Origin of the sequence: Lysinibacillus sp. NPDC097279, assembly GCF_044761745.1 — a bacterium.
Lineage (GTDB): Bacteria > Bacillota > Bacilli > Bacillales_A > Planococcaceae > Lysinibacillus.
This window is the reverse complement of the sequence record NZ_JBIWDA010000001.1, coordinates 1,504,461-1,524,419: the sequence shown is the minus strand read 5'-3', so window position 1 is coordinate 1,524,419 and position 19,959 is coordinate 1,504,461. Positions and strand designations below refer to the sequence as shown.

Here is a 19,959-nt window from a genome sequence, read left to right as displayed (position 1 = left end):
GAATGACATCGTCAAAAGATGATAAATGGGTCAATAAAAAAATATCTCGCCGCGATATGTTAAAGCTAACAGGCATGGGTGTGGCTGGTATTGCTATTGGTGCTTCTGGCTTTGGTGGGGTAATGAAAGCGATGGGCTATGATGTTTTCGAGCCTGTCGCAGATAGTACTACTGCAAAGAATAAAGTTAATTTTTATGGTAAGCATCAGGCTGGCATAACGACCCCCGTTCAAAAAAATATTTATTTTGCTTCTTTATCTGTTCTTGTGACGTCAAAAGAAGAGCTACAAGAGTTGTTCAAAAAATGGACACCTCTTGTTGTTCGTTTAATGAATGGCGAATTAATGGTAGATTTAACAACCAATACAAGAGTGCCTACAGGGGATACAGGAGAGGCAGAAGGCTTGGATGCTTCAAATTTATCAATTACGATAGGTGTAGGCCCATCTTTATTTGATAAGCTTGGTATGGCTCATTTAAAACCAGCAGAATTAGCTGATTTACCACATTTTCCAAAAGATCAGCTACAAAAGGAATATACAGGAGGAGACCTTTGTATTCAAGCATGTGCAGACGATCCACAAGTAGCATTCCATGCTGTCCGCAATTTAGTGCGTGCTGCTTCTGGTAAAGTGGAAATTAAATGGTCACAAGCAGGCTTTAACTCATTCCCAGCAACGGGAGGTACGCCTCGCAATTTATTCGCATTCAAGGATGGTACAGTCAATCCTTCAATTTCGGATGAACAAGACTTAAATAAAGTCGTGTGGGTCGATAAAGGCTGGTTAAAGGGTGGCTCTTATTTAGTTGCTCGGAAAGTACAAATGCATCTTGAAACATGGGATCGTACATCTTTAAAGGATCAGGAAGCAACGTTTGGGCGCTATCGCGATAGTGGTGCCCCATTAGGTAAAACAAAGGAATTTGATGATTTCGATATAGAAGAAAAAGATAGCAAGGGCGAGTATATTATGCCTGATACATCACATGTCCATCTAGCACGTAAATCAGGTGCTCGCATATTACGCCGTTCTTATTCATACGCATCTGGTGTGATGTCGAATACAGGTACACATGATGCAGGACTAGTGTTTATCTCTTTCCAAAAAGATCCAGCGCAATTTACAATGATCCAAAATAGTTTAGGTCGAATGGATAAAATGAATGAATACATTACCCATCGAGGCAGTGCAGTGTTTGCTTGCTTCCCTGGAGTACAAAAGGGGAGTTACTTAGGTGAAGCACTTTTTAATGCGCTGTAGTATGATCGTATGTTTATTAATGGTACTTACGGTCCCTGTACAGGCAGCTGAATCTTATAGTCACTTATACATTTCAATTAGTGACGCGCTAATGAATACAAAGCAAGGTAAGGATGCAGAAGCACAGCAGGCACTTGAACAATTCTCAACAGATTGGTCTTCCGTAGCATCGGAACAGACTGAAGCGAAAAGAGAGGTCGATAAAGTACTAGAGCAAGCTGTAAAAGCTTCTTCGAAAGAAGAGCGTTTAACGGCATTGTCTGCACTTTCAAATGCTTTACGTGCGCTAGAAAAGCTTGAAAATCCAGTAGATGAATCAGAGCAACGTGCTGACTTTGGGACAAAAATGAAACCAATTATGGCTACGTTTGAACAAGCACTGGCAACTGGTGATATTCCCACGATTGATGCTGCGTACAAAGAGTTTAATATTAAATGGAATAAAAATGAAAGACCAGTTCGTGAACAAAGTATTGCGATGTACGGTCAAATTGAAACGCAAATGGCCTTTTTACGTATAACAATTTCTTCAGAAGAGCCTGATGTTGCTTTGATGCAATCACAATATACAGAATTAGAAAAAACAATCGAAAATTTTGTAGCAGGTAAGGATACAGCAAAAGTTGTAGAGGGCGACTATTCTTTAGCTTCTTTAATTGCATATATTGATGAAGCCAATGATTTAATTGATGAAGGAAACTACAAAGCTGCATCCGATAAAATACGTGAATTTATTACGATCTGGCCAAGCGTTGAAATAGAAATTTCAACTCGCAATGGTAGTCTTTATACAAAGATTGAAAGCGATATGCCGATTCTAGTAAGTGACTTATTAAAGTCCAAGGTTGATGTCAAAGGCATAAAAAGTAAGCTTGATCAATTCCGTACTGAAATTGAATTAATTCAAGGGAATTCAGATTATACCATTTGGGATTCTGCATTAATTTTACTGCGTGAGGGCTTAGAGGCATTACTAATTATTTTGGCATTAGTGTCATTTTTAAATAAATCTGGGCAAAAATCGTTACGTAAATGGATTTATGTAGGAGCATTAGCTGGGATATTAATATCAGCAGTAGCTGCCGTTCTAATGTCTACGATTTTCAATTCAGCAACGGTCGATGTGAACCGAGAAGTGATGGAAGGTTATGTAGGTCTTGTTGCTGCTGCGATGATGATAGGTGTCGGTATTTGGCTTCATAGTAAATCAAGTGTCGCAAGCTGGAACCGTTATATTTCTAAACAAATGGGCAACGCCATTTCAAGTGGATCTGTATTTGCGATGGCATCTGTCAGCTTTTTATCGGTGTTCCGTGAAGGTGCAGAAACGCTTGTTTTCTACGCTGGAATTGCACCGAAAATGCCGACTTCTCAATTTATACTCGGTATTATTTTGGCACTTGTCATTTTAGCAATCATAGCAATTATCTTATTTAAAGCAAGTGGTAAAATCGCCATTCATAAGCTTTTTGCCGTGGCGACAGTGCTAATTTATGTGTTGGCATTTAAAATTATCGGTGTTAGCTTGCATACATTGCAACTTCGAGATAGCGTGCCCACGACAATCGTTGACGGTCTGCCAGTTATTAGCTTTATTGGCTTCTACCCAACTATTGAAACAATCATAGGGCAAGCCATTTTGCTTGTGCTAGTAATAGCGACGATTTTTTATAAAAAGAAGCAAGCGAAGTAACGAAAAGGGACAGATTGAAGTAGATTCTTCTAGTCTGTCCTTTATTTTTCATTGTGCCAATGTGTCGGTATCCTTAAATAATAAGGTAGTTTTGTTTCGCAATTACCTTCGGTAGAATTGATTTGCATTTGCGTTAAAAACATCGCAGTAGAAAGATTTGCACCACTTATATTGGCATCTCGTAAATCTGCACCGATAAAATCGACTCCTCTTAAATCTGCATTTTGCATGTTTGCAGCTATTAAATAGGCACCACGAAAATCCGTTGCTCTTAAATCTTTCCCCTCTAAATTTTTACCTATCCAATTAACCCCACGGTGACTAGTCTTGCGTCCATGTTTTTTACCTAACGTGGTAATTACAAGCTTATTACGAATATGTTCACTTGTCTCTAACAGTAAGTCATTTATAGGTATTCGAATAAGAGAGATATTTATAGATAATAATGCTTCTACGTCTAATTTGGATAGACGTTGCAGCGTCTGTAACTGCTCATTTAGTTTATCGTATAGAAGCTGAGAGATTTCATAAGACATTGCCTCTGTTATATAGGCAATCATTTCATAGACTTGTTCCATAATAGGGAATACACGAAACATATTATCCGCGATTTCAGGGGTACGTCGCCAATTTTGACCATGAAATGTCGATTGTGATACCCATTGCCCTGCTCCTAAACAATCATATACAGTGCATCCTTTAAAACCTTTGTTTCTAAGCTCACTATGAATTTGACAGGTAAAGTTAGATTGCAGATTTGGACATGGTAAACCAGCTTGTTTTTGAATAGCAAAATCGCTAGAGGCTACAATATTGAGTGCGGTACAGCATAAGCCAAAACAGTTTTGACAGTCTGCTTGCATGCTTTTACGTAAATCATGACCATTGGAATTACGGATTTTTATTCCCTCTGACATAAACATTTTCCTCACTTATTTTCTGAATTTACTTATGATTCTACCATTAAATAACTTTTAATGGATATTTTTTCGATTGGAAGACGTCTACTTTTAAATGGTGGTATAGCATTATATGAACTTCTTGAAAAATGTCTATTTTTGAAACATTGTGTCGAATGTGATACTCTTTTTCATAAGGTATCGACTTTTGTGGTGCCTGTATTGATTTATAGAGTGTAAATTTTTAACAAAGTAGTGGTGAAGGAATATGGGAGTAACAGTAAACGATTTACTGCAATTACCATCATTTAGAGGAGCAGAAGTATTAACTGGTCGAAATAATCTAAATCGAACGGTTTCCTCCTTATCTGTTTTAGAAGTTTCAGATGGAGATTTTTGTTCGAAGATTGTCCAAACAGTGCAAGAAGAGTGGTATGCGGAAGAACTAGTCATTAGCTCTTTTTTTTCCATTCGAGATAGTGTGGAAAAACAATGTGATACCATTCAATATTTACATGACCTAGGAGAATTAGGTTTAATATTATATTATGTCGGTATCGTTTTACCTGAAATCCCAAAGGAAGTACTACAATTAGCAGATTCACAAGATTTTATTATTATTTGTATGCCCAAAAATGATTATTCATTAAGGTATAATGAGGTCATTTTTGAAGTGATGGAAACAATCATTAGTAATCAGGCGGTCAATGATCATTTCGTTAAAGAAACATTAGAAAAGGTGTCTTTACTACCAGAGCATTTACGAAGCGTTGAAATTACGCTAAAAATGTTATCTGATCGTCTAAAAGCGAATATCGTCCTGACCAATACGAATTTTAATATTGTTAACCAAGTGATGTGGCCAAGAAATTCGTCTTTAGATGTATCGAAAGTAATCGAAGAATTTTCTCAAAGTCTTGTTAATCAAGACAAGGGGGAGCTAGACCTTTTAAATAAAGATATATCTTGTGTCATTGAATATAAACGTGTTCACCAAAAAAATGGCGAACTTCTGTATTTGTTCCTTATTAAAGAGAATACGAAATTACCTGCGAAAACGATTGAAAAAATTAGTGAAGTGGTACAAGTAGCAATTAATCTATGGGGAGACAAACATGATGATGTTAGTGAGTATGCGCTAGTCAAAGCGATTATTAATGATGAAAGCGATAAAATGCGACGATTGGCCAATGTGCTTCATATAGATGTCTCTGCTGTTCAGATGATGTGGTTAGTAATGATTAATGATTTAACGAAAGAAAGAAGTATTCGAGATGAATTGGATGAACAGCTTTCAAAATATTATAAAACAAGAGTAATTCAATGTATTGATCATTGCATTATCGTTCTCTTAGGTAATTGTTTATATAAATATAATGAATTTGAAATGGCTATCGACTTTATTCAAACGACAAATTTCGATGCGCAAATAGATGAAGTTGTATATTCTCCAAAAATGAGAAATACGAAAGCAGTTAGACAAATGTATCAGTTAGTAAATCAAGTCGGCAACAAGGTCCATGCCATTTTTCCATTGCGCAAATTGTATACGGCTGCTGAAATAAGATCCATGAAGCGGGCAATCGATTTAAGTAAACAAGGGGAAGAGATGATTGAAGAATACTTGTCAGTCATTGAACCAATATTAAATGATGAAGAGTCGTTAAAAACATTGATGACGTTTTTATTAGATGCCAATGGAAGCTTTGATGATTGTAGTAAGATTTTATTTATCCATAAAAATACAGTTAAATATCGCATCAAAAAAATAAGTGAATTAATTGGCAATGATGTCACGATTTACTCGGAATTTTACGATGTTTATATGGCGTGTATGCTCTATCGTTTAATAAATAATTAAAATAATCTGGAATTTTGTTCGAATTGACAAAATTTCAGATTATTTTTTTTATTTATGAAAAAGACGAACCATTACCATCTCTCTTATAATTAGATTCATTCAATTAAACAAGGAAAGTATAAGGAGGGAGTATTATGAGAAACGAAGGCAATGAACAGTCCTGGTATAGTTTGGGTATTATTTGGGCTGGTGCGATGATTTGTATACCGAGTTTACTAGTCGGGAATACGCTTATCTCAAGTATGACTTTACCGATGGCACTTACCGTAGCACTAGTGGGCTATACGATTGTTGTCATTATTATGGTGTTGCAAGGTATGCAAAGCAGTGATTTAGGAAAACCAACCGTTCATGTCGCAGGGCATGTGTTTGGTAAAACAGGATCTCGCACGATTTTGTCGATTATATTAGCTATCGCCTGCTTAGGCTGGTTTGGTATTCAGGCCAATGTGTGTGGGGTAGCGTTAGCGAATTTATTAGCGCATTTTAATGTGAATATACCAACGCCATTCGCTTCTTTCCTTAGTGGGTTGGTAATGGTGATTTCAGCAATTTATGGAATGAAAGTACTACGTGTATTAAGTTATATTGCCGTACCTTTATTAGTTGTCATTTGTATAGTTGGTTTAGTACAAACATTGAGTGGAGACCATCTGCAAATCATTTTGGATTACAAACCGACACAAACGATGAGCTTTATGGATGGCTTAGCTGTAACGATTGGTTCATTTGCTTTAGGAGCCGTTATAGCAGGTGATTATTCGCAATTTTCCAAAAAACGAGCTGATGTTTTTAAAGCAGCAACATTTGGCATTATCCCTGCAGGCATTTTAATGATTGGTGTAGGGGCTGTATTAACAATTGCTTATCAAACAAGTGATATTACGGCCGTCTTTTTAAATATTGCAACACCATTTATTGGTGGTGTGGCGTTAATTTTAGCAACATGGAAAACGAATTTGGTCAATGCCATTTCAGGAGGAATTGCTCTAATTAATGTCTTTAATGTCTCAAAGGAAAAAGAAAAAGTGGCAATCGGAATTGCAGGAACAGTTGGAACACTACTGGCTGTAATCGGGATACTTAATTACTTTACACCGATTATGTCAATATTATCGGCGATGATACCACCAGTTGCGGGCGTAATGATTGCTTCATACTGGTTTATGAATAAAGGTAATAAAAATAGTTGGCATGAGGTAGAAGGGGTCAATCGTTTAGGTGTATTTTCATGGTTAGCAGGCGCAATTATTGCCAGTGCGCCAGTTGTTTTATCGTTATTCCCTGAGTTGCCTCAAATACCTAACCAGCCTTTAATCGGGATTGTCATTTCGTTTGTTATTTATTATATAGGGCATCGGGTAACTGTACAAAAATCGATACTATTGGAGGAAAATAGATGAGATATTTAGATAAAGAGGCAATTGAAAATATTGCAATTGGCGCAGCATTTTTAGGTACTGGAGGAGGCGGAGATCCTTACATCGGGAAGCTTATGGCACTTTCTGCAATTGAAAAAAATGGGCCTGTCAAATTGTATTCAGTAGATGAAATAGCAGATGAAGACTTTTTTATTCCTGCTGCAATGATGGGGGCGCCTTCTGTTTTAGTCGAGAAGTTTCCGCGTGGCGATGAATTCGTGAAAGTTTTCCAAAAGCTTGCTCAATATTTAGGGAAAGAGAAAATTGCAGGTACGTATCCAATGGAAGCTGGTGGCGTGAACTCAATGATTCCAATTGTAGTAGCTGCACAACTTGGCTTACCACTTATTGATTGTGATGGCATGGGACGTGCCTTCCCAGAATTGCAGATGGTGACATTCCATTTAGATGGGATATCAGCAACACCGATGGCGATTACTGATGAAAAAGGCAATATTGGTATTTTTGAAACGATTGATAATAAATGGACAGAACGACTAGCTCGTACGGCGACAGTAGAAATGGGCGCCAGTGCTTTAGTGAGCTTGTATCCTACAACTGGTGCACAAATGAAGAACAGTGGTGTACATCACATTATTACACTTTCTGAAAAAATTGGAGAAATCATAGCGTCAAAAAATAAAGAAGTAAATGACAAGTTACAAGAATTGCTGAACCTTGTTTCAGGCTTCGAATTATTCCAAGGTAAAATCGTAGATGTTATTCGAGAAACGAAGGGCGGCTTTAATCTTGGGAAAATGAATCTTGAAGGCATTGATGTCAATAAAGATGAACAGATGAAAGTCCATTTCCAAAATGAAAACCTGCTAGCAGAAAAAAATGAGCAAGTTGTTGCGATGACGCCAGATTTAATTTGTTTAGTAGATTACGAAACATTATTACCTGTCACAACAGAAAGTTTGAAATATGGCAAACGTGTACGTGTTATTGGCCTGCCTGCTAATGAAAAATGGCGCACGGCAAAAGGCATCGAAACAGCAGGTCCAAAATACTTTGGCTATGATTATGATTATGAGCCAATCGAGGAAATCGTCAAAAAGGGGGCAGCTGAACATGTATAAAATCGGAATTGATGTAGGTGGAACAAATACAGATGCCATCCTTTTAGATAACAATAATAAGCTAATTCATAGTGTGAAATCACCAACTAGCTTAGATATTAAAACGGGGATAGAAACGTCTTTACGAAATTTATTGCAAGACTTAGCCATTGATAAAACGCAAATTAGCCATGCCATGCTAGGCACAACACAATGTACGAATGCAATTGTAGAGCGTAAAAAACTAGCAAAAGTAGGTGTTATTCGTCTTGGCTATCCAGCAACGGCATCAGTATTGCCATATACTGCTTGGCCGAAAGATATGGTGGACAACCTATCAGGGAATTATGCTTTAGTACATGGTGGCTACGAATATGACGGGCAAGTATTAAGTCAGCTTGACGAAAATGAAATACGATCGCTATTAGAGGGCTGGCGACAAGAAGTAGAGTCTATCGCTATCGTTGGGGTCTTTTCTTCTATTAAAAATGATCAAGAATTGAAGGTTCGTAATATTATTCAACAAGTGTATGGCGACGAGTTTCCTATTTCCTGTTCTTCCTTAATAGGTTCAGTGGGATTAATTGAACGTGAAAATGCAACAATCCTAAACGCAGCTCTTTGCAAAGTAATTGAAACAACAACACAAGGCTTCGTTCATGCATTGCAAACAGAGGGTATATTTAATGCGGAAGTATATTTATGTCAAAATGATGGAACGTTAATGTCGATTGATTATGCAAAACAATTCCCTATACTAACAATTGCTTGTGGACCGACGAACAGTATTCGCGGTGCATCGTATTTATCACAAATTAAAGATACGATGGTGTTGGATGTTGGTGGAACAACTTCTGATATTGGTGTCCTACAGGATGGTTTTCCAAGAGAATCGTCTGTCGCTGTAGAAGTAGGGGATATCCGCACAAACTTTAGAATGCCCGATATTATTTCGGTTGGACTAGGCGGAGGTAGTATCGTTCGTGTTAATGATGGCAAGATTACGGTTGGCCCTGATAGTGTAGGCTATAAAATTAGCCAAGAAGCACTTGTCTTTGGAGGCGACACGCTTACAACAACAGATATTGCTGTGCGCTTAGGTCTTGCAGATATAGGAGATCGTAGTTTAGTAGCTCATCTTGATGAAGCATTTGCCAAAGACGTACAAAAAGAAATGGCGTCGTTACTTGAACAGGCTATTGATAAAATGAAAACTTCATCAGAAGATGTGCAACTCGTTTTAGTCGGTGGGGGCAGTATTATTGTACCTGAATCATTACGTGGGGTCGCAAGCGTTATTAAAAATGAACATGGGAGTGTTGCCAATGCAATTGGCGCATCCATTGCTCAAATTAGCGGGCAATATGAACAGATTTACATTTATGCAAAAGAGCCACGTGAAGAGTCATTGAAAGACGCACAAAATAAAGCAGTGAAGCAAGCGGTTTTAGCTGGAGCACTTCCAGAGTCGATTGAATTAGTAGAAGTGGAAGAAACGCCACTTGCTTATCATCCAGAAAACGCCACGAGATTAAAAGTAAAAGTTGTCGGCAAAATGGCATAAAGAAAACGCAGAGTTTCTTAGGGAACTCTGCGTTTTTTATTGTATCCCTACTATCGTATCTATTGCCTCGCTTCAAAGAATAACTACTAATCAAATTCATATGCGAAAGCACTCTGCTTATTTTGTATAAAATCTCTTCTGTTCGTAACTACATTTTTGTAATCAATCTCAATAAAATAAATAGCTTTGCTTAAAAGATCATAAAAGAAAGAATGAAACGCTAAATCTTTAAAAACAAATATTTCTATTGGTGTATCATTATTTTGATAAGCTTCAAATATACGATGGTTCCCATTAATACAATATGGTTTATTATCAGTTATATATTCACTTTGGAGGATCATTATAGGGTTTTTGTGATTTGGTTTTATATTGTTTGGATCTGTATTTATGTTACCTCGGTCAACAGAATGAATAATACTCGATGGAAAAACCTTGACTGGCTTCATCTTGTTTTCTTTTATAAGGGAACTAGCACCGTCAATATCGAAAGCATATTCGAAAACACCAGTTGGGAATTCTACGTATAATGAAAAAGTCTCTTGCCCAATCGGATGAACTACTGGATATGTTGCATTGTCTAGTTTTTGCTTAACAAGCGCTGTCCATTTTAAAGCAAGTTTAGCGCCATAATTGCTCTTATTTCCCATATCTTGAATCCGCGAAGTCAAGTGTTGAAAGGGTTGGAACTTTTGAAATTCACTTTCATAATATTGAATGTTACTTTTCATACTTTAGCTCCTTATATTTTTGTAGTCCCACACTAAAACAGAAAATTTTTCTATCTTTATAAATTTAAATAATGCCTCACCGTATTTGGACGAATGGCATTTTGAAATATTAGCTTATGATGAACTTTATTATCTATTTTATATAAATTTTAACATAAAATTACATATGTGTAGAGCGGTTATGGTAAACCGTCAAGAACAAGATTTTTACAATATAGATACTAGCTATGTTATCAAAAAGCAGGCATATGCGGTAAACTAAAATAGAATATAGAGCGAAAGAGTGATGGTATGCTACAAGTGAATGTGGAAGATTCAAGTTTAATATTAGAGGGTGGGACATTTCGTACGTTGTTTACATCGGGTGTATTGGATGCATTTTTAGAGCATGACATTATGATGCCTTATGTTGTAGCCATATCAGCAGGTGCTATCAATGCTTGTTCATATGTGTCACAGCAAAAGGAACGATCTTTGCGTGTATTAATGGATTATCGTCATGATAAACGATATATGGGCATGAAAAATTTCCTTAAAGAAAAGAGCTTATTTGGCTTAGACTTTGCTTATAATGTTATTCCTAATGAGCTAGATATTTTTGATTGGGATACGTACAAGCAATATGATGGGAAATTACTTTTTGGCGTAACGAATGCTGCAACAGGGCAAGTTGAGTATATGAATGCACAAGAAATGGATCGCCAATGTATGATGTTGCGTGCAACTTGTGCTATCCCTATCCTTTTTCCAGAAATAAAACTAAATAATACACCCTATTATGATGGAGGTTTAGCGGAGCCAATTCCGATAATGCATGGTGTCGAAAACGGTTTTAAAAAGCATGTACTTGTGTTAACAAGACCTAAAGGCTACCGTAAACAAATGGATCGCCAAAGCAAGTGGGCTATGAAACTACTTGCAAAACGGTATCCTAATTTGGTGACAAGCATGCAAAAACGTGCAGACCATTATAATGCTTCACTAGAGTATTGTGAAAAGTTGGAGGCACAAGGAAAAGCATTTATATTCCGCCCAACAGAACCGCTTAACAGCTTTGAGAAAGATATGGTGCAAATGCGTAAAAATTATGACATGGGCTATGAGCAAGCTATACAACAAATAGATGCATTAAAACAATTTTTAAAATGATTTTATATTTAAATTTATACAAGGAGTGTCTTTATTTAAAATAGGGATGCTCCTTTATTCTTTTTTTAGTCACATACAAAGTTTGAAAAGGTTCCAAGTCCCACGATAATTTCGTTATAATATATGAAAAACTTAAAAGAGGCATCGTCTATGGAAACAGAATGGTTACGAACGTTTATCGTGGCAGCGGAAACTGAAAATTTTCGTGAGACGGCAGAAAGACTTTTTATTACACAATCGACAGTATCGAAACATATTCAGCATTTAGAAAAAGCATTACAAACACCTCTTTTTGAACGGCAAGCAAAGCATGTAAAATTAAATTACATCGGAGCACACTTTTTACGCCAAGCCCAAAAGATAGTAGCAACCGTTGACGAAGCAATATATAGTACCCAATCTTTAATAAGTGGTTTTACTTCAACATTAACGATTGGCGTTGCACCACAAATTGCTAATTCTACGTTACCAGCTATTATTGATTATTTTCAACACCAAAAGCCTACCATTCAGCTAGCAATAGAACTGTTAAAATCAAATGAAATTGGGGAAGCGGTTTATGCAGGAGCTGTCGATATAGGTATCTCGAAACTTACATCCACGCGTGCTTTACATATGGAAATGCTTGCCCAAGAGCCACTCCAACTAATCGTACCGATAGGCAAAAAATTTACTGATCCAATGGCACTTTTACAGCAAGAAACGATTTTAATTCACGAATATGCGCCATATTGGCAAGAGGTACAGCAAGTGCTTCAACAATGGCCGAGCTATAAAAGTATGCAGCTTAATCAAACGGAAGTCATAAAAAATTTCGTTAAGCAAGGTTTGGGCATAGCTTTTTTACCGAAAAGTGTAATTGAAGCTGCCAATCATGAGCAATTACTCCATAGTTGTTCGGTAAAAGAGTTTTCACATATTGTGTCAAACACTTATTTTTTAGCTAAATATATGACGACAGATATTGAAGTATTTTTGACTGTTTGTCATGACATTTATAATAACAAGTAATGTTCGGAAGTTGGTTTCATAACTAGAATGAAGGTGTGAGAAACATGTATAGTTTGATGTCAGAAATTAGTCGCTTCGTTAGTGCCCCCATTACTTCATTTTTAAACTCTTATGAACATTCGCCACTCATCGTCGCGTTACTTTTAGGGTTAGTGGGCGCACTAGCACCTTGTCAATTGACTGGTAATATGAGTGCTATTACTTTCTACGGTAATCGTACGATTCAACTGAAAAATAATTGGGGGGAAGTGTTATTTTTTATAATCGGTAAAGTCGTTGTTTTTAGTTTGATTGGCTTATTTACTTGGCTACTTGGACAGTCCTTTGAAACGACAATGACTAGCTATTTTCCAATCTTCAGAAAGGTGATAGGGCCAATTATGTTGTTGACGGGTCTTGTTCTTATAGGCATCTTGAAATTAAGTTGGCTACATCAACTATCATCACGCATCCCATTAGTGCTGAAAAAGGGGAAGCTTGGTTCATTTATAATGGGGTCTTGTTTTGCCATTGCCTTTTGTCCAACAATGTTTGTTCTCTTCTTTGTTTGGCTTATGCCGACAGTCATAACGACTTCCTACGGCTTTATTTTACCAGCAATTTTTGGCATTGCGACTTCAGTACCATTAATCTTAATGCTGACACTTATCTATTTTTTTGATGCAAAACGAATTATTATGAAAACAAGCATGAAAATGGGTAGAGTGATACAAATTGCCGCAGGACTAATTTTAATCATTATTGGGGTAATGGATACCATGACATATTGGGACTTTACTTCATGAGGAAGGTAAGTGAAATGTAGGTCAAATTATATTAAGAATAGGAAGTAAGTGTGAAAACATGATATACGCAATTATATTATTTATCGTAGCAGGTATTGGCGAAATTGGAGGGGGCTATTTAATATGGCTTTGGTTAAGGGAAGGTAAACCATTTTATTGGGGCATATTAGGAGGCATAGCATTAGCTTTATATGGTGTCGTTGCGACTTTTCAATCATTTCCAACTTTCGGCAGAGTTTATGCAGCATATGGAGGCGTCTTTATTGTGCTCTCCATCTTGTGGGGTTGGGGAATAGATAAGCAAAAGCCAGATATGTTAGATTTAATTGGAGCTAGTATATGCATAGTAGGGGTCATGGTCATGTTATGGCCTCGTTCATAATAAGAAGCGGAGACAATGAGAAAAAGTGTTAGATTGACTACAATCAATCTAACACTTTTTGCTATGCCGTTGATGTCCGCTATGGCGGGTGCTTTCCGCGGGCACACATGTAAGCCACAACCCTCGCTAGCGCGCGGTTTGTTGTGTCTTACGTTGCGTGCGTTCCCGCAGGAGTCACCGCCTCCGCTACCATCAACTAGTGCACGTTGCTAATTTAATAATCTTGCAAAAGAAAGAATTGTTGAACTCAGACAATCTAACACTTTTTGCTATGGCATTGATGTATGTCCGCTACGGCGGATGCTTTCCGCGGGCACACACGTAAGCCACAACCCTCGCTAGCGCGCGGTTTGTTGTGTCTTACGCTGCGTGCGTTCCCGCAGGAGTCACCGCCTTCGCTACCATCAACTAATGTTCTATTCTTTTTCTTTATTGACTGCAAAAGAATGAATAGTTATAGCTTCATTCATTTTACAAAGCGGAAAATTGTCATCACATGAATCTAACACTTTTTGCTATATCGTTGATGTCCGCTACGGCGGATGCTTTCCGCGGGCACCCCGTAAGCCGCAACCCTCGCTAACGCGCGGTTTGTTGTGTCTTACGCTGCGTGCGTTCCCGCAGGAGTCACCGCCTTCGCTACCATCAACTAGTGCACGCTGCTAATTTATTATTCTTGCAAAAGAAAGAATTGTTGATCTCAAACAATCTAACAATTTTTTGCTATGGCATTGATGTCCGCTACGGCGGATGCTTTCCGCGGGCACCCCGTAAGCCGCAACCCTCGCTAACGCGCGGATAGTTGCGTCTTACGTTGCGTGCGCTCCCGCAGGAGTCACCGCCTCTGCTACTATCAACTAGTGCTCTCTTCTAATTTTTTTATAACAAAATCTTTTCGTTATCTTTTAAGCTTTCGTCGCAACAAAACGTAATCGCCGATAATCGGCAATCCATTGCTTGTCTTGATAATAGTCAGGCTTTAACAATTGTTCACACTTAGCGTAAACTAACTCTTTTTCATGGTCACTTAAATGCTGAAGCACGTTATCGCTAAACATGACTAACCAATTGCGTAATCCATCATCGCCTTGAAGCTTAGTTGGACGTTCATATAAAGTAATCATTTCAACGGTAAAGCCCGCTCTTTCTAACCGTTTCTGATATTCCTCAGCTGCAGGAAAATACCATGGAAAAAAATGCTCCTCATAAGGAAGCTGAAGCTCCGTCAAACTTTTTCGAAGTGCTCCAACGATGGAAGTAATGTTTCCTTGACCACCCATTTCGGCAATAAAACGTCCTTGTTGTTTTAGTGCACGGTAGATATTGTCGATAACTTTATCCTGCTGTTTCATCCAATGCAGTGCAGCATTTGAAAATACTGCATCAAATTGATGTGTGTAATCCATCATAGTAGCATCCTGAGTTTTAAAACTAAGTGTCGGAAATTTTTGTTGTGCGCTTTGAATCATTTCATTTGAGGCATCAATTCCAAAAACGACAGCACCAAATTGAGCAATTTCGTTTGCTAGATCGCCAGTTCCGCAGCCGATATCCAATATATGCTCATGTTTTTCGGGGGCTAGTAAGTTCACTAAACTTTCTCCGTATTTTGAAACAAAGTCATGTTTTTGATCGTATAGATTTGCATTCCATTTTATTGTCATCATTACGCCATCTCCTTTGTTTTAGCATAACAAAGCTATAAATTGTTCGGAAATGCAAAAAAGTGCCTGTTTTGATTCCAATTCGGAATAAGACAAATAAAAAATCTGCAAGTAAGCTACTACTTGCAGATTTTTTATACTACATTTATTTTTCGAGCTTTGTTAATGTTTTGCCGCTCCAGCCAAATAGTACGGTTAAAATTGGACCAAGTAAACAGAAGAAGGTGAATGGAAGGTAAGTTGTCGTGGAGATATCTAGTACACTAGCGATAAAAATACCACATACACTCCAAGGAACTAGTGGATTGACAACAGTACCAGCATCCTCCATTACTCGTGATAGATTTTTGGGCGCAAGTCCAACCTTTGCGAACTGAGCTTTAAAAGCCTCCCCTGTAAGCAAAATAGATAAATATTGCTCACCGATTAATGTGTTGACGCCAATTCCTGTAAGGGCCGCACCAGTAATAACTGAGCCTGCACTTGTAAATAAACTTTCAACTTTTGCTAAAATACTTTGAATAATACCGAGCGTAAATAGTAGTCCACCCATTGTTAAAGCAAGTAAAACGAGCGCAATCGTAAATAGCATACTATTCATACCACCACGTGTCAGCAGAGCATCTACATCCTTAATCCCTGTATCGGATACATAGCCATTGAAAAGGATATCGAATACATGAGATAGTGCAAGTGGTTCTTGAATGTAAGCAAGCCCAACGCCGACGATTGAAACAACTGCAAGTGTAATAAGTGCAGGAGCTTTATATAATGTCATGATGACAAGCACAACGATAGGGAGCAATGTATACCAATGAATAAGACCTGTTGATAGTAATCCTACTTTAAACTGTTCAACCGTTTCAAAAGAAGTATTAGCGCTTGATGGAGATAATATGGCATACAGTACAAATGAGATAATAAAGGCGGGAATTGTCGTCCATCCCATATTTTTAATATGCTCAAATAAATCTACGCCTACCGTACCTGATGCTAGATTAGTTGTATCAGAGAGTGGTGACATTTTATCTCCGAAAAAGGCGCCTGAAACGATTGCACCAGCTGTTATTGCTAATGAAATATCCATCGCACCCGCAATTCCCATAAAAGCTACCCCAACTGTTGCAACGGTTGTTAGTGAACTACCAACTGAAATACCGACTATGCTACAAATTAGAAAAACGATTGCAAAGAAAAAGCTAGGTGATACAGTTAAAAAGCCGTAGTAAATGAGTGTTGGAATTGTACCACCCATAATCCAACTGGAAATTAAAATACCGATAAAGAAGAAAATAAAGACCGCACCTAAACCAGCGCTAGCGCCTGCAATCATCCCAGACTCAAGCTCACGAAACGGAACTTTTTTTAGAAGACCATAGGCAATTAAAATCGAAATAACTAAAACAATCGGAATATGCGGTGTTGCCTTTAAATAGCCAATACTAATTGCCATTGTAGCAATAATTAAAAGTGTAATGAAGCAAGCCTCAAAAAATCGAGGGTTACTTTTTGCTTCAATTCGAAACATATGAATCCTCCTACAAAATACTTTTTCGCTTCAATGCGGTGAAGCCCAAAAGTATTATAGCACGCTAACGATTAATGTCAATTGATTGAAAATTCAAACAAAAAGCAGGCAGCAATAATTATTGCTGCCTGCTTAATTAATGTGGGCCAATATAATCCCATGCATTTTTCACGATTAAGATACAAGTCATAATAATAAAAATAACTCGCATTAATTTCGTACCTCGAGTTAACGCAAATTTAGAACCTAAAATGGCGCCGAAAATCATCACGAAGCCCATCGGTAAACCGTACAGAAAATTAACTTGTCCTAATACTAAAAACATTGCAAGAGCTGCTAAATTTGAAGTGAAATTAAATGCTTTTGCATTACCTGCAGCTTGTAAGAAGTCATTACCCTTCATTAATAAGATAAAGATGAAAAAAGAACCTGTTCCTGGACCGAAAAATCCGTCGTAAAAACCGATTGCAGCAAAAGCACAAAGGAACCCAAGTTTTTTCCCAATACTTAAAATGCGTTGATGAGGTTGTTGTCCCCAATCTTTTTTTAAAATTGTATAAGTAGCTACAAGTACGAGCATAACAAGCATAAGTGGCTTTAAAATGGACGGAGACACGAGGTGTACGGTGTATGCGCCAATTAGTGAGCCAACAAAAATAAAGGGTAAGATTTTACCTATCTTTTTAAAGTCGACTTTACCTGCTCGTAAAAATGTTAGCATGCTTGTTCCGTTACTAATGGTATTCGCCAGTTTGTTTGTTGCTATTGCTGTGCTTGGAGGTAAGCCAACTGCCATTAATGCTGGAAGAGAAATCAATCCGCCCCCACCGACAATTGCATTCAAAAAGGATGCGATAAAGCCAAAAACTAATAATGTTCCGAGTGAGAGTAAATTAATATCCATATAAAGTAATACACATCCTTATGGTATCTTTGCTATCTTGTAAGCGTACTGTGAATGGCTAAAAATAACAATGGGGTTTGTTGTTTTTGTGAAAAGAACCTTTACAATTCCTTTACATTTAAAAATAAAAAGAAAAAAGTTTTTTCAAGTATTTTTATAAAAATGAAAGAAAAAACGTTACATTTCACAGCAAAAAACGCGTTTTTGTTAGAAGATTTCCAACGTTTGTAACTTGTTAAAGCCTGTTGGAAGTAAATGTGGCGATTTTTATATTACATTATTGTAAATTCAATTTATTTATCTTTAAAGTTATGTAGAATTATGTAAAGGTTTTGTTATGATGGTTGCAGCAATCGACAATATTTAATCAACAGGAGGAACATAATGTTCAACTCAAGCAAGCAAGATCCATTTTTCCAGGCATTATTAAAAATCTCTCAAAATGTGAAAGAAGGCATTTACTACGCACATAATGCGCGTATTCAAGATAATATTGATGCATTGAAAGAAATTGCCGATACAATGAAACAATATGAAACAAGCGGTGACAAATTAATTCATGAGCTTATCGTCATGCTTAATAAATCATTTATGACACCGATTGAACGTGAAGATATTTTAGCATTAGCAAATAAATTAGATGACGTAATCGATGGGATGGAAGGTTGTATTGCTCATTTTAATATGTATAACTTAACAGAAGTAACAGAGCCAATGCGCCAATTCCTTAGTTATATTGCGAAAAGTACAGATGAAATGGTACAAGCAATGGAACTGCTAAATAATAAAAAGCTTGTTGAAATGCGCAAACATGCAATTCAAATTAAAGATTATGAACGTGAATGTGATGAGATTTTCCGTTCTTCTATGAAGCAATTATTTATTCAAGAAAAAGATCCAATGCGTCTTATCGTATTCAAAGATATTTATGAACAATTCGAAGATATTGCAGATTGCTGCCAAACAGTAGCAAATACAATTGAAACAATAATTATGCGAAATGCGTAAGATGGAGTGTACTAAATAATGGATACGATATTACTGATAACAATATTAGTCGTTATGTTCGCACTTATATTCGATTTCATTAACGGCTTCCATGATACAGCTAATGCGATTGCAACATCTGTATCAACACGTGCATTAAAGCCCCGCACGGCCGTTTATATGGCTGCAGTAATGAACTTTATCGGTGCTATTACGTTTGTGGGTGTTGCAAAGGCGCTGACGAAGGATATTGTTGACCCTTTCACCTTAAATACTTATGACGGTGATATTACAGGTTCAGTTGTTATTTTAGCAGCATTACTTTCAGCGATTACATGGAACTTGTTAACATGGTATTTTGGAATACCATCAAGTTCCTCTCATACATTAATAGGTTCTGTAGCTGGGGCAGCAATTGCAGCAGCAGGCTTTGATATTCTAAATTACACAGGTTTCATTAAAATACTTCAAGCGCTTATTTTCTCACCATTACTTGCGTTTGCTGCTGGTTTTTTAATGATGTCAATATTTAAAGTAGTCTTTAAAGATATGAATTTATATCGTACGAATAAAGGATTCCGTACAGTGCAAATTGGTACAGCGGCATTACAATCATTTACACATGGTACAAACGATGCGCAAAAGGCGATGGGGATTATTACACTTGCATTAATTGCAGGTGGTTTACACCAAGGAGACGATATTCCGTTTTGGGTACGTTTTGCAGCTGCATGTGCGATGGGTCTTGGGACATCAGTAGGTGGTTACAAAATTATTAAAACAGTGGGTGGTAAGATTATGAAAATCCGCCCAGTTAATGGTGTAGCAGCAGACTTAGCATCAGCTTCCATTATTTTCGGTGCGACGCTAATCCATTTGCCTGTTTCGACAACACACGTTATTTCATCTTCCATTATGGGTGTAGGTACGGCACATCGTGTCAAAGGTGTTAAATGGGGGATGGCTCGTAAAATTGTGACGACTTGGGTTATTACAATGCCAATCTCAGCTGTCATGGCAGCTACAATTTACTTTATCTTAAGCTTATTTTTCTAAA

The 19,959-nt window shown here is 37.3% G+C and carries 17 protein-coding genes; 12 read left to right on the top strand and 5 right to left on the bottom strand.

Annotation, left to right across the window (positions count from 1 at the left end; translation table 11 throughout):
• Window positions 1–2 precede the first annotated feature (2 nt).
• Together efeB and ACIQ1H_RS07670 are read left to right on the top strand one after the other, a co-directional pair.
• Window positions 3–1,262, top strand: coding sequence for an iron uptake transporter deferrochelatase/peroxidase subunit (gene efeB, locus ACIQ1H_RS07675; RefSeq protein ID WP_402887790.1), 1,260 nt, complete (start codon window positions 3–5; stop codon window positions 1,260–1,262).
• Window positions 1,237–2,955: an FTR1 family iron permease gene (locus ACIQ1H_RS07670; RefSeq protein ID WP_402887788.1), complete on the top strand. Its 1,719-nt coding sequence runs from the start codon at window positions 1,237–1,239 to the stop codon at window positions 2,953–2,955. The genes efeB and ACIQ1H_RS07670 overlap by 26 nt, the downstream gene beginning before the upstream one ends.
• Before the next feature lie 41 nt (window positions 2,956–2,996).
• Here ACIQ1H_RS07670 and ACIQ1H_RS07665 read toward each other — a convergent pair whose 3' ends face one another.
• Window positions 2,997–3,872: a pentapeptide repeat-containing protein gene (locus ACIQ1H_RS07665; RefSeq protein ID WP_402887787.1), complete on the bottom strand. Its 876-nt coding sequence runs from the start codon at window positions 3,870–3,872 to the stop codon at window positions 2,997–2,999.
• 250 nt (window positions 3,873–4,122) lie between these two features.
• On the opposite strand from ACIQ1H_RS07665, the gene ACIQ1H_RS07660 reads away from it, so the two are divergent.
• From ACIQ1H_RS07660 to ACIQ1H_RS07645, 4 genes are all read left to right on the top strand, one after another.
• Window positions 4,123–5,715 (top strand): PucR family transcriptional regulator, encoded by a 1,593-nt coding sequence (locus tag ACIQ1H_RS07660; protein ID WP_402887785.1) that lies wholly within the window; start codon window positions 4,123–4,125, stop codon window positions 5,713–5,715.
• 134 nt (window positions 5,716–5,849) lie between these two features.
• Window positions 5,850–7,118 (top strand): cytosine permease, encoded by a 1,269-nt coding sequence (locus ACIQ1H_RS07655; protein ID WP_402887783.1) that lies wholly within the window; start codon window positions 5,850–5,852, stop codon window positions 7,116–7,118.
• Complete coding sequence (locus tag ACIQ1H_RS07650) at window positions 7,115–8,218, top strand: S-methyl thiohydantoin desulfurase family protein (RefSeq protein ID WP_337981466.1); 1,104 nt, start codon at window positions 7,115–7,117, stop codon at window positions 8,216–8,218. The genes ACIQ1H_RS07655 and ACIQ1H_RS07650 overlap by 4 nt, the downstream gene beginning before the upstream one ends.
• Window positions 8,211–9,761, top strand: a complete 1,551-nt coding sequence (locus tag ACIQ1H_RS07645; RefSeq protein WP_402887781.1) for a hydantoinase/oxoprolinase N-terminal domain-containing protein — start codon at window positions 8,211–8,213, stop codon at window positions 9,759–9,761. The genes ACIQ1H_RS07650 and ACIQ1H_RS07645 overlap by 8 nt, the downstream gene beginning before the upstream one ends.
• A gap of 86 nt (window positions 9,762–9,847) precedes the next feature.
• Here ACIQ1H_RS07645 and ACIQ1H_RS07640 read toward each other — a convergent pair whose 3' ends face one another.
• Window positions 9,848–10,492 (bottom strand): hypothetical protein, encoded by a 645-nt coding sequence (locus ACIQ1H_RS07640; RefSeq protein WP_402887779.1) that lies wholly within the window; start codon window positions 10,490–10,492, stop codon window positions 9,848–9,850.
• 291 nt (window positions 10,493–10,783) lie between these two features.
• Here ACIQ1H_RS07640 and ACIQ1H_RS07635 point away from each other — a divergent pair, with 291 nt between their 5' ends.
• From ACIQ1H_RS07635 to ACIQ1H_RS07620, 4 genes are all read left to right on the top strand, one after another.
• Window positions 10,784–11,641, top strand: coding sequence for a patatin-like phospholipase family protein (locus tag ACIQ1H_RS07635; RefSeq protein WP_402887777.1), 858 nt, complete (start codon window positions 10,784–10,786; stop codon window positions 11,639–11,641).
• Between the two features lie 150 nt (window positions 11,642–11,791).
• Entirely contained in the window at window positions 11,792–12,652 is an 861-nt protein-coding gene (locus ACIQ1H_RS07630) for a LysR family transcriptional regulator (RefSeq protein ID WP_402887775.1), read from the top strand.
• 44 nt (window positions 12,653–12,696) lie between these two features.
• Window positions 12,697–13,437 carry an urease accessory protein UreH domain-containing protein gene (locus tag ACIQ1H_RS07625; protein ID WP_402887774.1) on the top strand — a complete coding sequence of 247 codons (741 nt, stop codon included), beginning with the start codon at window positions 12,697–12,699 and terminating at the stop codon, window positions 13,435–13,437.
• 58 nt (window positions 13,438–13,495) lie between these two features.
• The gene (locus ACIQ1H_RS07620) at window positions 13,496–13,819 is read left to right on the top strand and encodes a YnfA family protein (protein ID WP_402887772.1); all 324 of its coding nucleotides are present in this window, start codon (window positions 13,496–13,498) and stop codon (window positions 13,817–13,819) included.
• 905 nt (window positions 13,820–14,724) lie between these two features.
• Here the strand turns inward: ACIQ1H_RS07620 and ACIQ1H_RS07615 are convergent.
• The 3 genes from ACIQ1H_RS07615 to ACIQ1H_RS07605 form a co-directional block, all read right to left on the bottom strand.
• Window positions 14,725–15,486 carry a class I SAM-dependent methyltransferase gene (locus ACIQ1H_RS07615; RefSeq protein WP_402887771.1) on the bottom strand — a complete coding sequence of 254 codons (762 nt, stop codon included), beginning with the start codon at window positions 15,484–15,486 and terminating at the stop codon, window positions 14,725–14,727.
• A gap of 142 nt (window positions 15,487–15,628) precedes the next feature.
• A complete protein-coding gene (gene nhaC / locus ACIQ1H_RS07610) occupies window positions 15,629–17,011 on the bottom strand; it encodes a Na+/H+ antiporter NhaC (protein ID WP_402887769.1) in 1,383 nt (460 codons plus the stop codon).
• Between the two features lie 136 nt (window positions 17,012–17,147).
• The gene (locus tag ACIQ1H_RS07605; protein ID WP_402887767.1) at window positions 17,148–17,915 is read right to left on the bottom strand and encodes a sulfite exporter TauE/SafE family protein; all 768 of its coding nucleotides are present in this window, start codon (window positions 17,913–17,915) and stop codon (window positions 17,148–17,150) included.
• Window positions 17,916–18,299: 384 nt separating this feature from the next.
• On the opposite strand from ACIQ1H_RS07605, the gene ACIQ1H_RS07600 reads away from it, so the two are divergent.
• Together ACIQ1H_RS07600 and ACIQ1H_RS07595 are read left to right on the top strand one after the other, a co-directional pair.
• Window positions 18,300–18,923, top strand: a complete 624-nt coding sequence (locus ACIQ1H_RS07600) for a DUF47 domain-containing protein (RefSeq protein WP_402887765.1) — start codon at window positions 18,300–18,302, stop codon at window positions 18,921–18,923.
• Window positions 18,924–18,941: 18 nt separating this feature from the next.
• Window positions 18,942–19,958, top strand: a complete 1,017-nt coding sequence (locus ACIQ1H_RS07595) for an inorganic phosphate transporter (protein WP_402887763.1) — start codon at window positions 18,942–18,944, stop codon at window positions 19,956–19,958.
• Window position 19,959 lies beyond the last annotated feature (1 nt).

What these genes read in the sequence shown, in the direction of transcription:
- efeB (WP_402887790.1), top strand. Translation starts at nt 3, where the DNA reads ATGACATCGTCAAAAGATGATAAATGGGTCAATAAAAAAATATCTCGC.
- ACIQ1H_RS07665 (WP_402887787.1), bottom strand. Translation starts at nt 3,872, where the DNA reads ATGTCAGAGGGAATAAAAATCCGTAATTCCAATGGTCATGATTTACGT.
- ACIQ1H_RS07660 (WP_402887785.1), top strand. Translation starts at nt 4,123, where the DNA reads ATGGGAGTAACAGTAAACGATTTACTGCAATTACCATCATTTAGAGGA.
- ACIQ1H_RS07655 (WP_402887783.1), top strand. Translation starts at nt 5,850, where the DNA reads ATGAGAAACGAAGGCAATGAACAGTCCTGGTATAGTTTGGGTATTATT.
- ACIQ1H_RS07650 (WP_337981466.1), top strand. Translation starts at nt 7,115, where the DNA reads ATGAGATATTTAGATAAAGAGGCAATTGAAAATATTGCAATTGGCGCA.
- ACIQ1H_RS07645 (WP_402887781.1), top strand. Translation starts at nt 8,211, where the DNA reads ATGTATAAAATCGGAATTGATGTAGGTGGAACAAATACAGATGCCATC.
- ACIQ1H_RS07640 (WP_402887779.1), bottom strand. Translation starts at nt 10,492, where the DNA reads ATGAAAAGTAACATTCAATATTATGAAAGTGAATTTCAAAAGTTCCAA.
- ACIQ1H_RS07635 (WP_402887777.1), top strand. Translation starts at nt 10,784, where the DNA reads ATGCTACAAGTGAATGTGGAAGATTCAAGTTTAATATTAGAGGGTGGG.
- ACIQ1H_RS07630 (WP_402887775.1), top strand. Translation starts at nt 11,792, where the DNA reads ATGGAAACAGAATGGTTACGAACGTTTATCGTGGCAGCGGAAACTGAA.
- ACIQ1H_RS07625 (WP_402887774.1), top strand. Translation starts at nt 12,697, where the DNA reads ATGTATAGTTTGATGTCAGAAATTAGTCGCTTCGTTAGTGCCCCCATT.
- ACIQ1H_RS07620 (WP_402887772.1), top strand. Translation starts at nt 13,496, where the DNA reads ATGATATACGCAATTATATTATTTATCGTAGCAGGTATTGGCGAAATT.
- ACIQ1H_RS07615 (WP_402887771.1), bottom strand. Translation starts at nt 15,486, where the DNA reads ATGATGACAATAAAATGGAATGCAAATCTATACGATCAAAAACATGAC.
- nhaC (WP_402887769.1), bottom strand. Translation starts at nt 17,011, where the DNA reads ATGTTTCGAATTGAAGCAAAAAGTAACCCTCGATTTTTTGAGGCTTGC.
- ACIQ1H_RS07605 (WP_402887767.1), bottom strand. Translation starts at nt 17,915, where the DNA reads ATGGATATTAATTTACTCTCACTCGGAACATTATTAGTTTTTGGCTTT.
- ACIQ1H_RS07600 (WP_402887765.1), top strand. Translation starts at nt 18,300, where the DNA reads ATGTTCAACTCAAGCAAGCAAGATCCATTTTTCCAGGCATTATTAAAA.
- ACIQ1H_RS07595 (WP_402887763.1), top strand. Translation starts at nt 18,942, where the DNA reads ATGGATACGATATTACTGATAACAATATTAGTCGTTATGTTCGCACTT.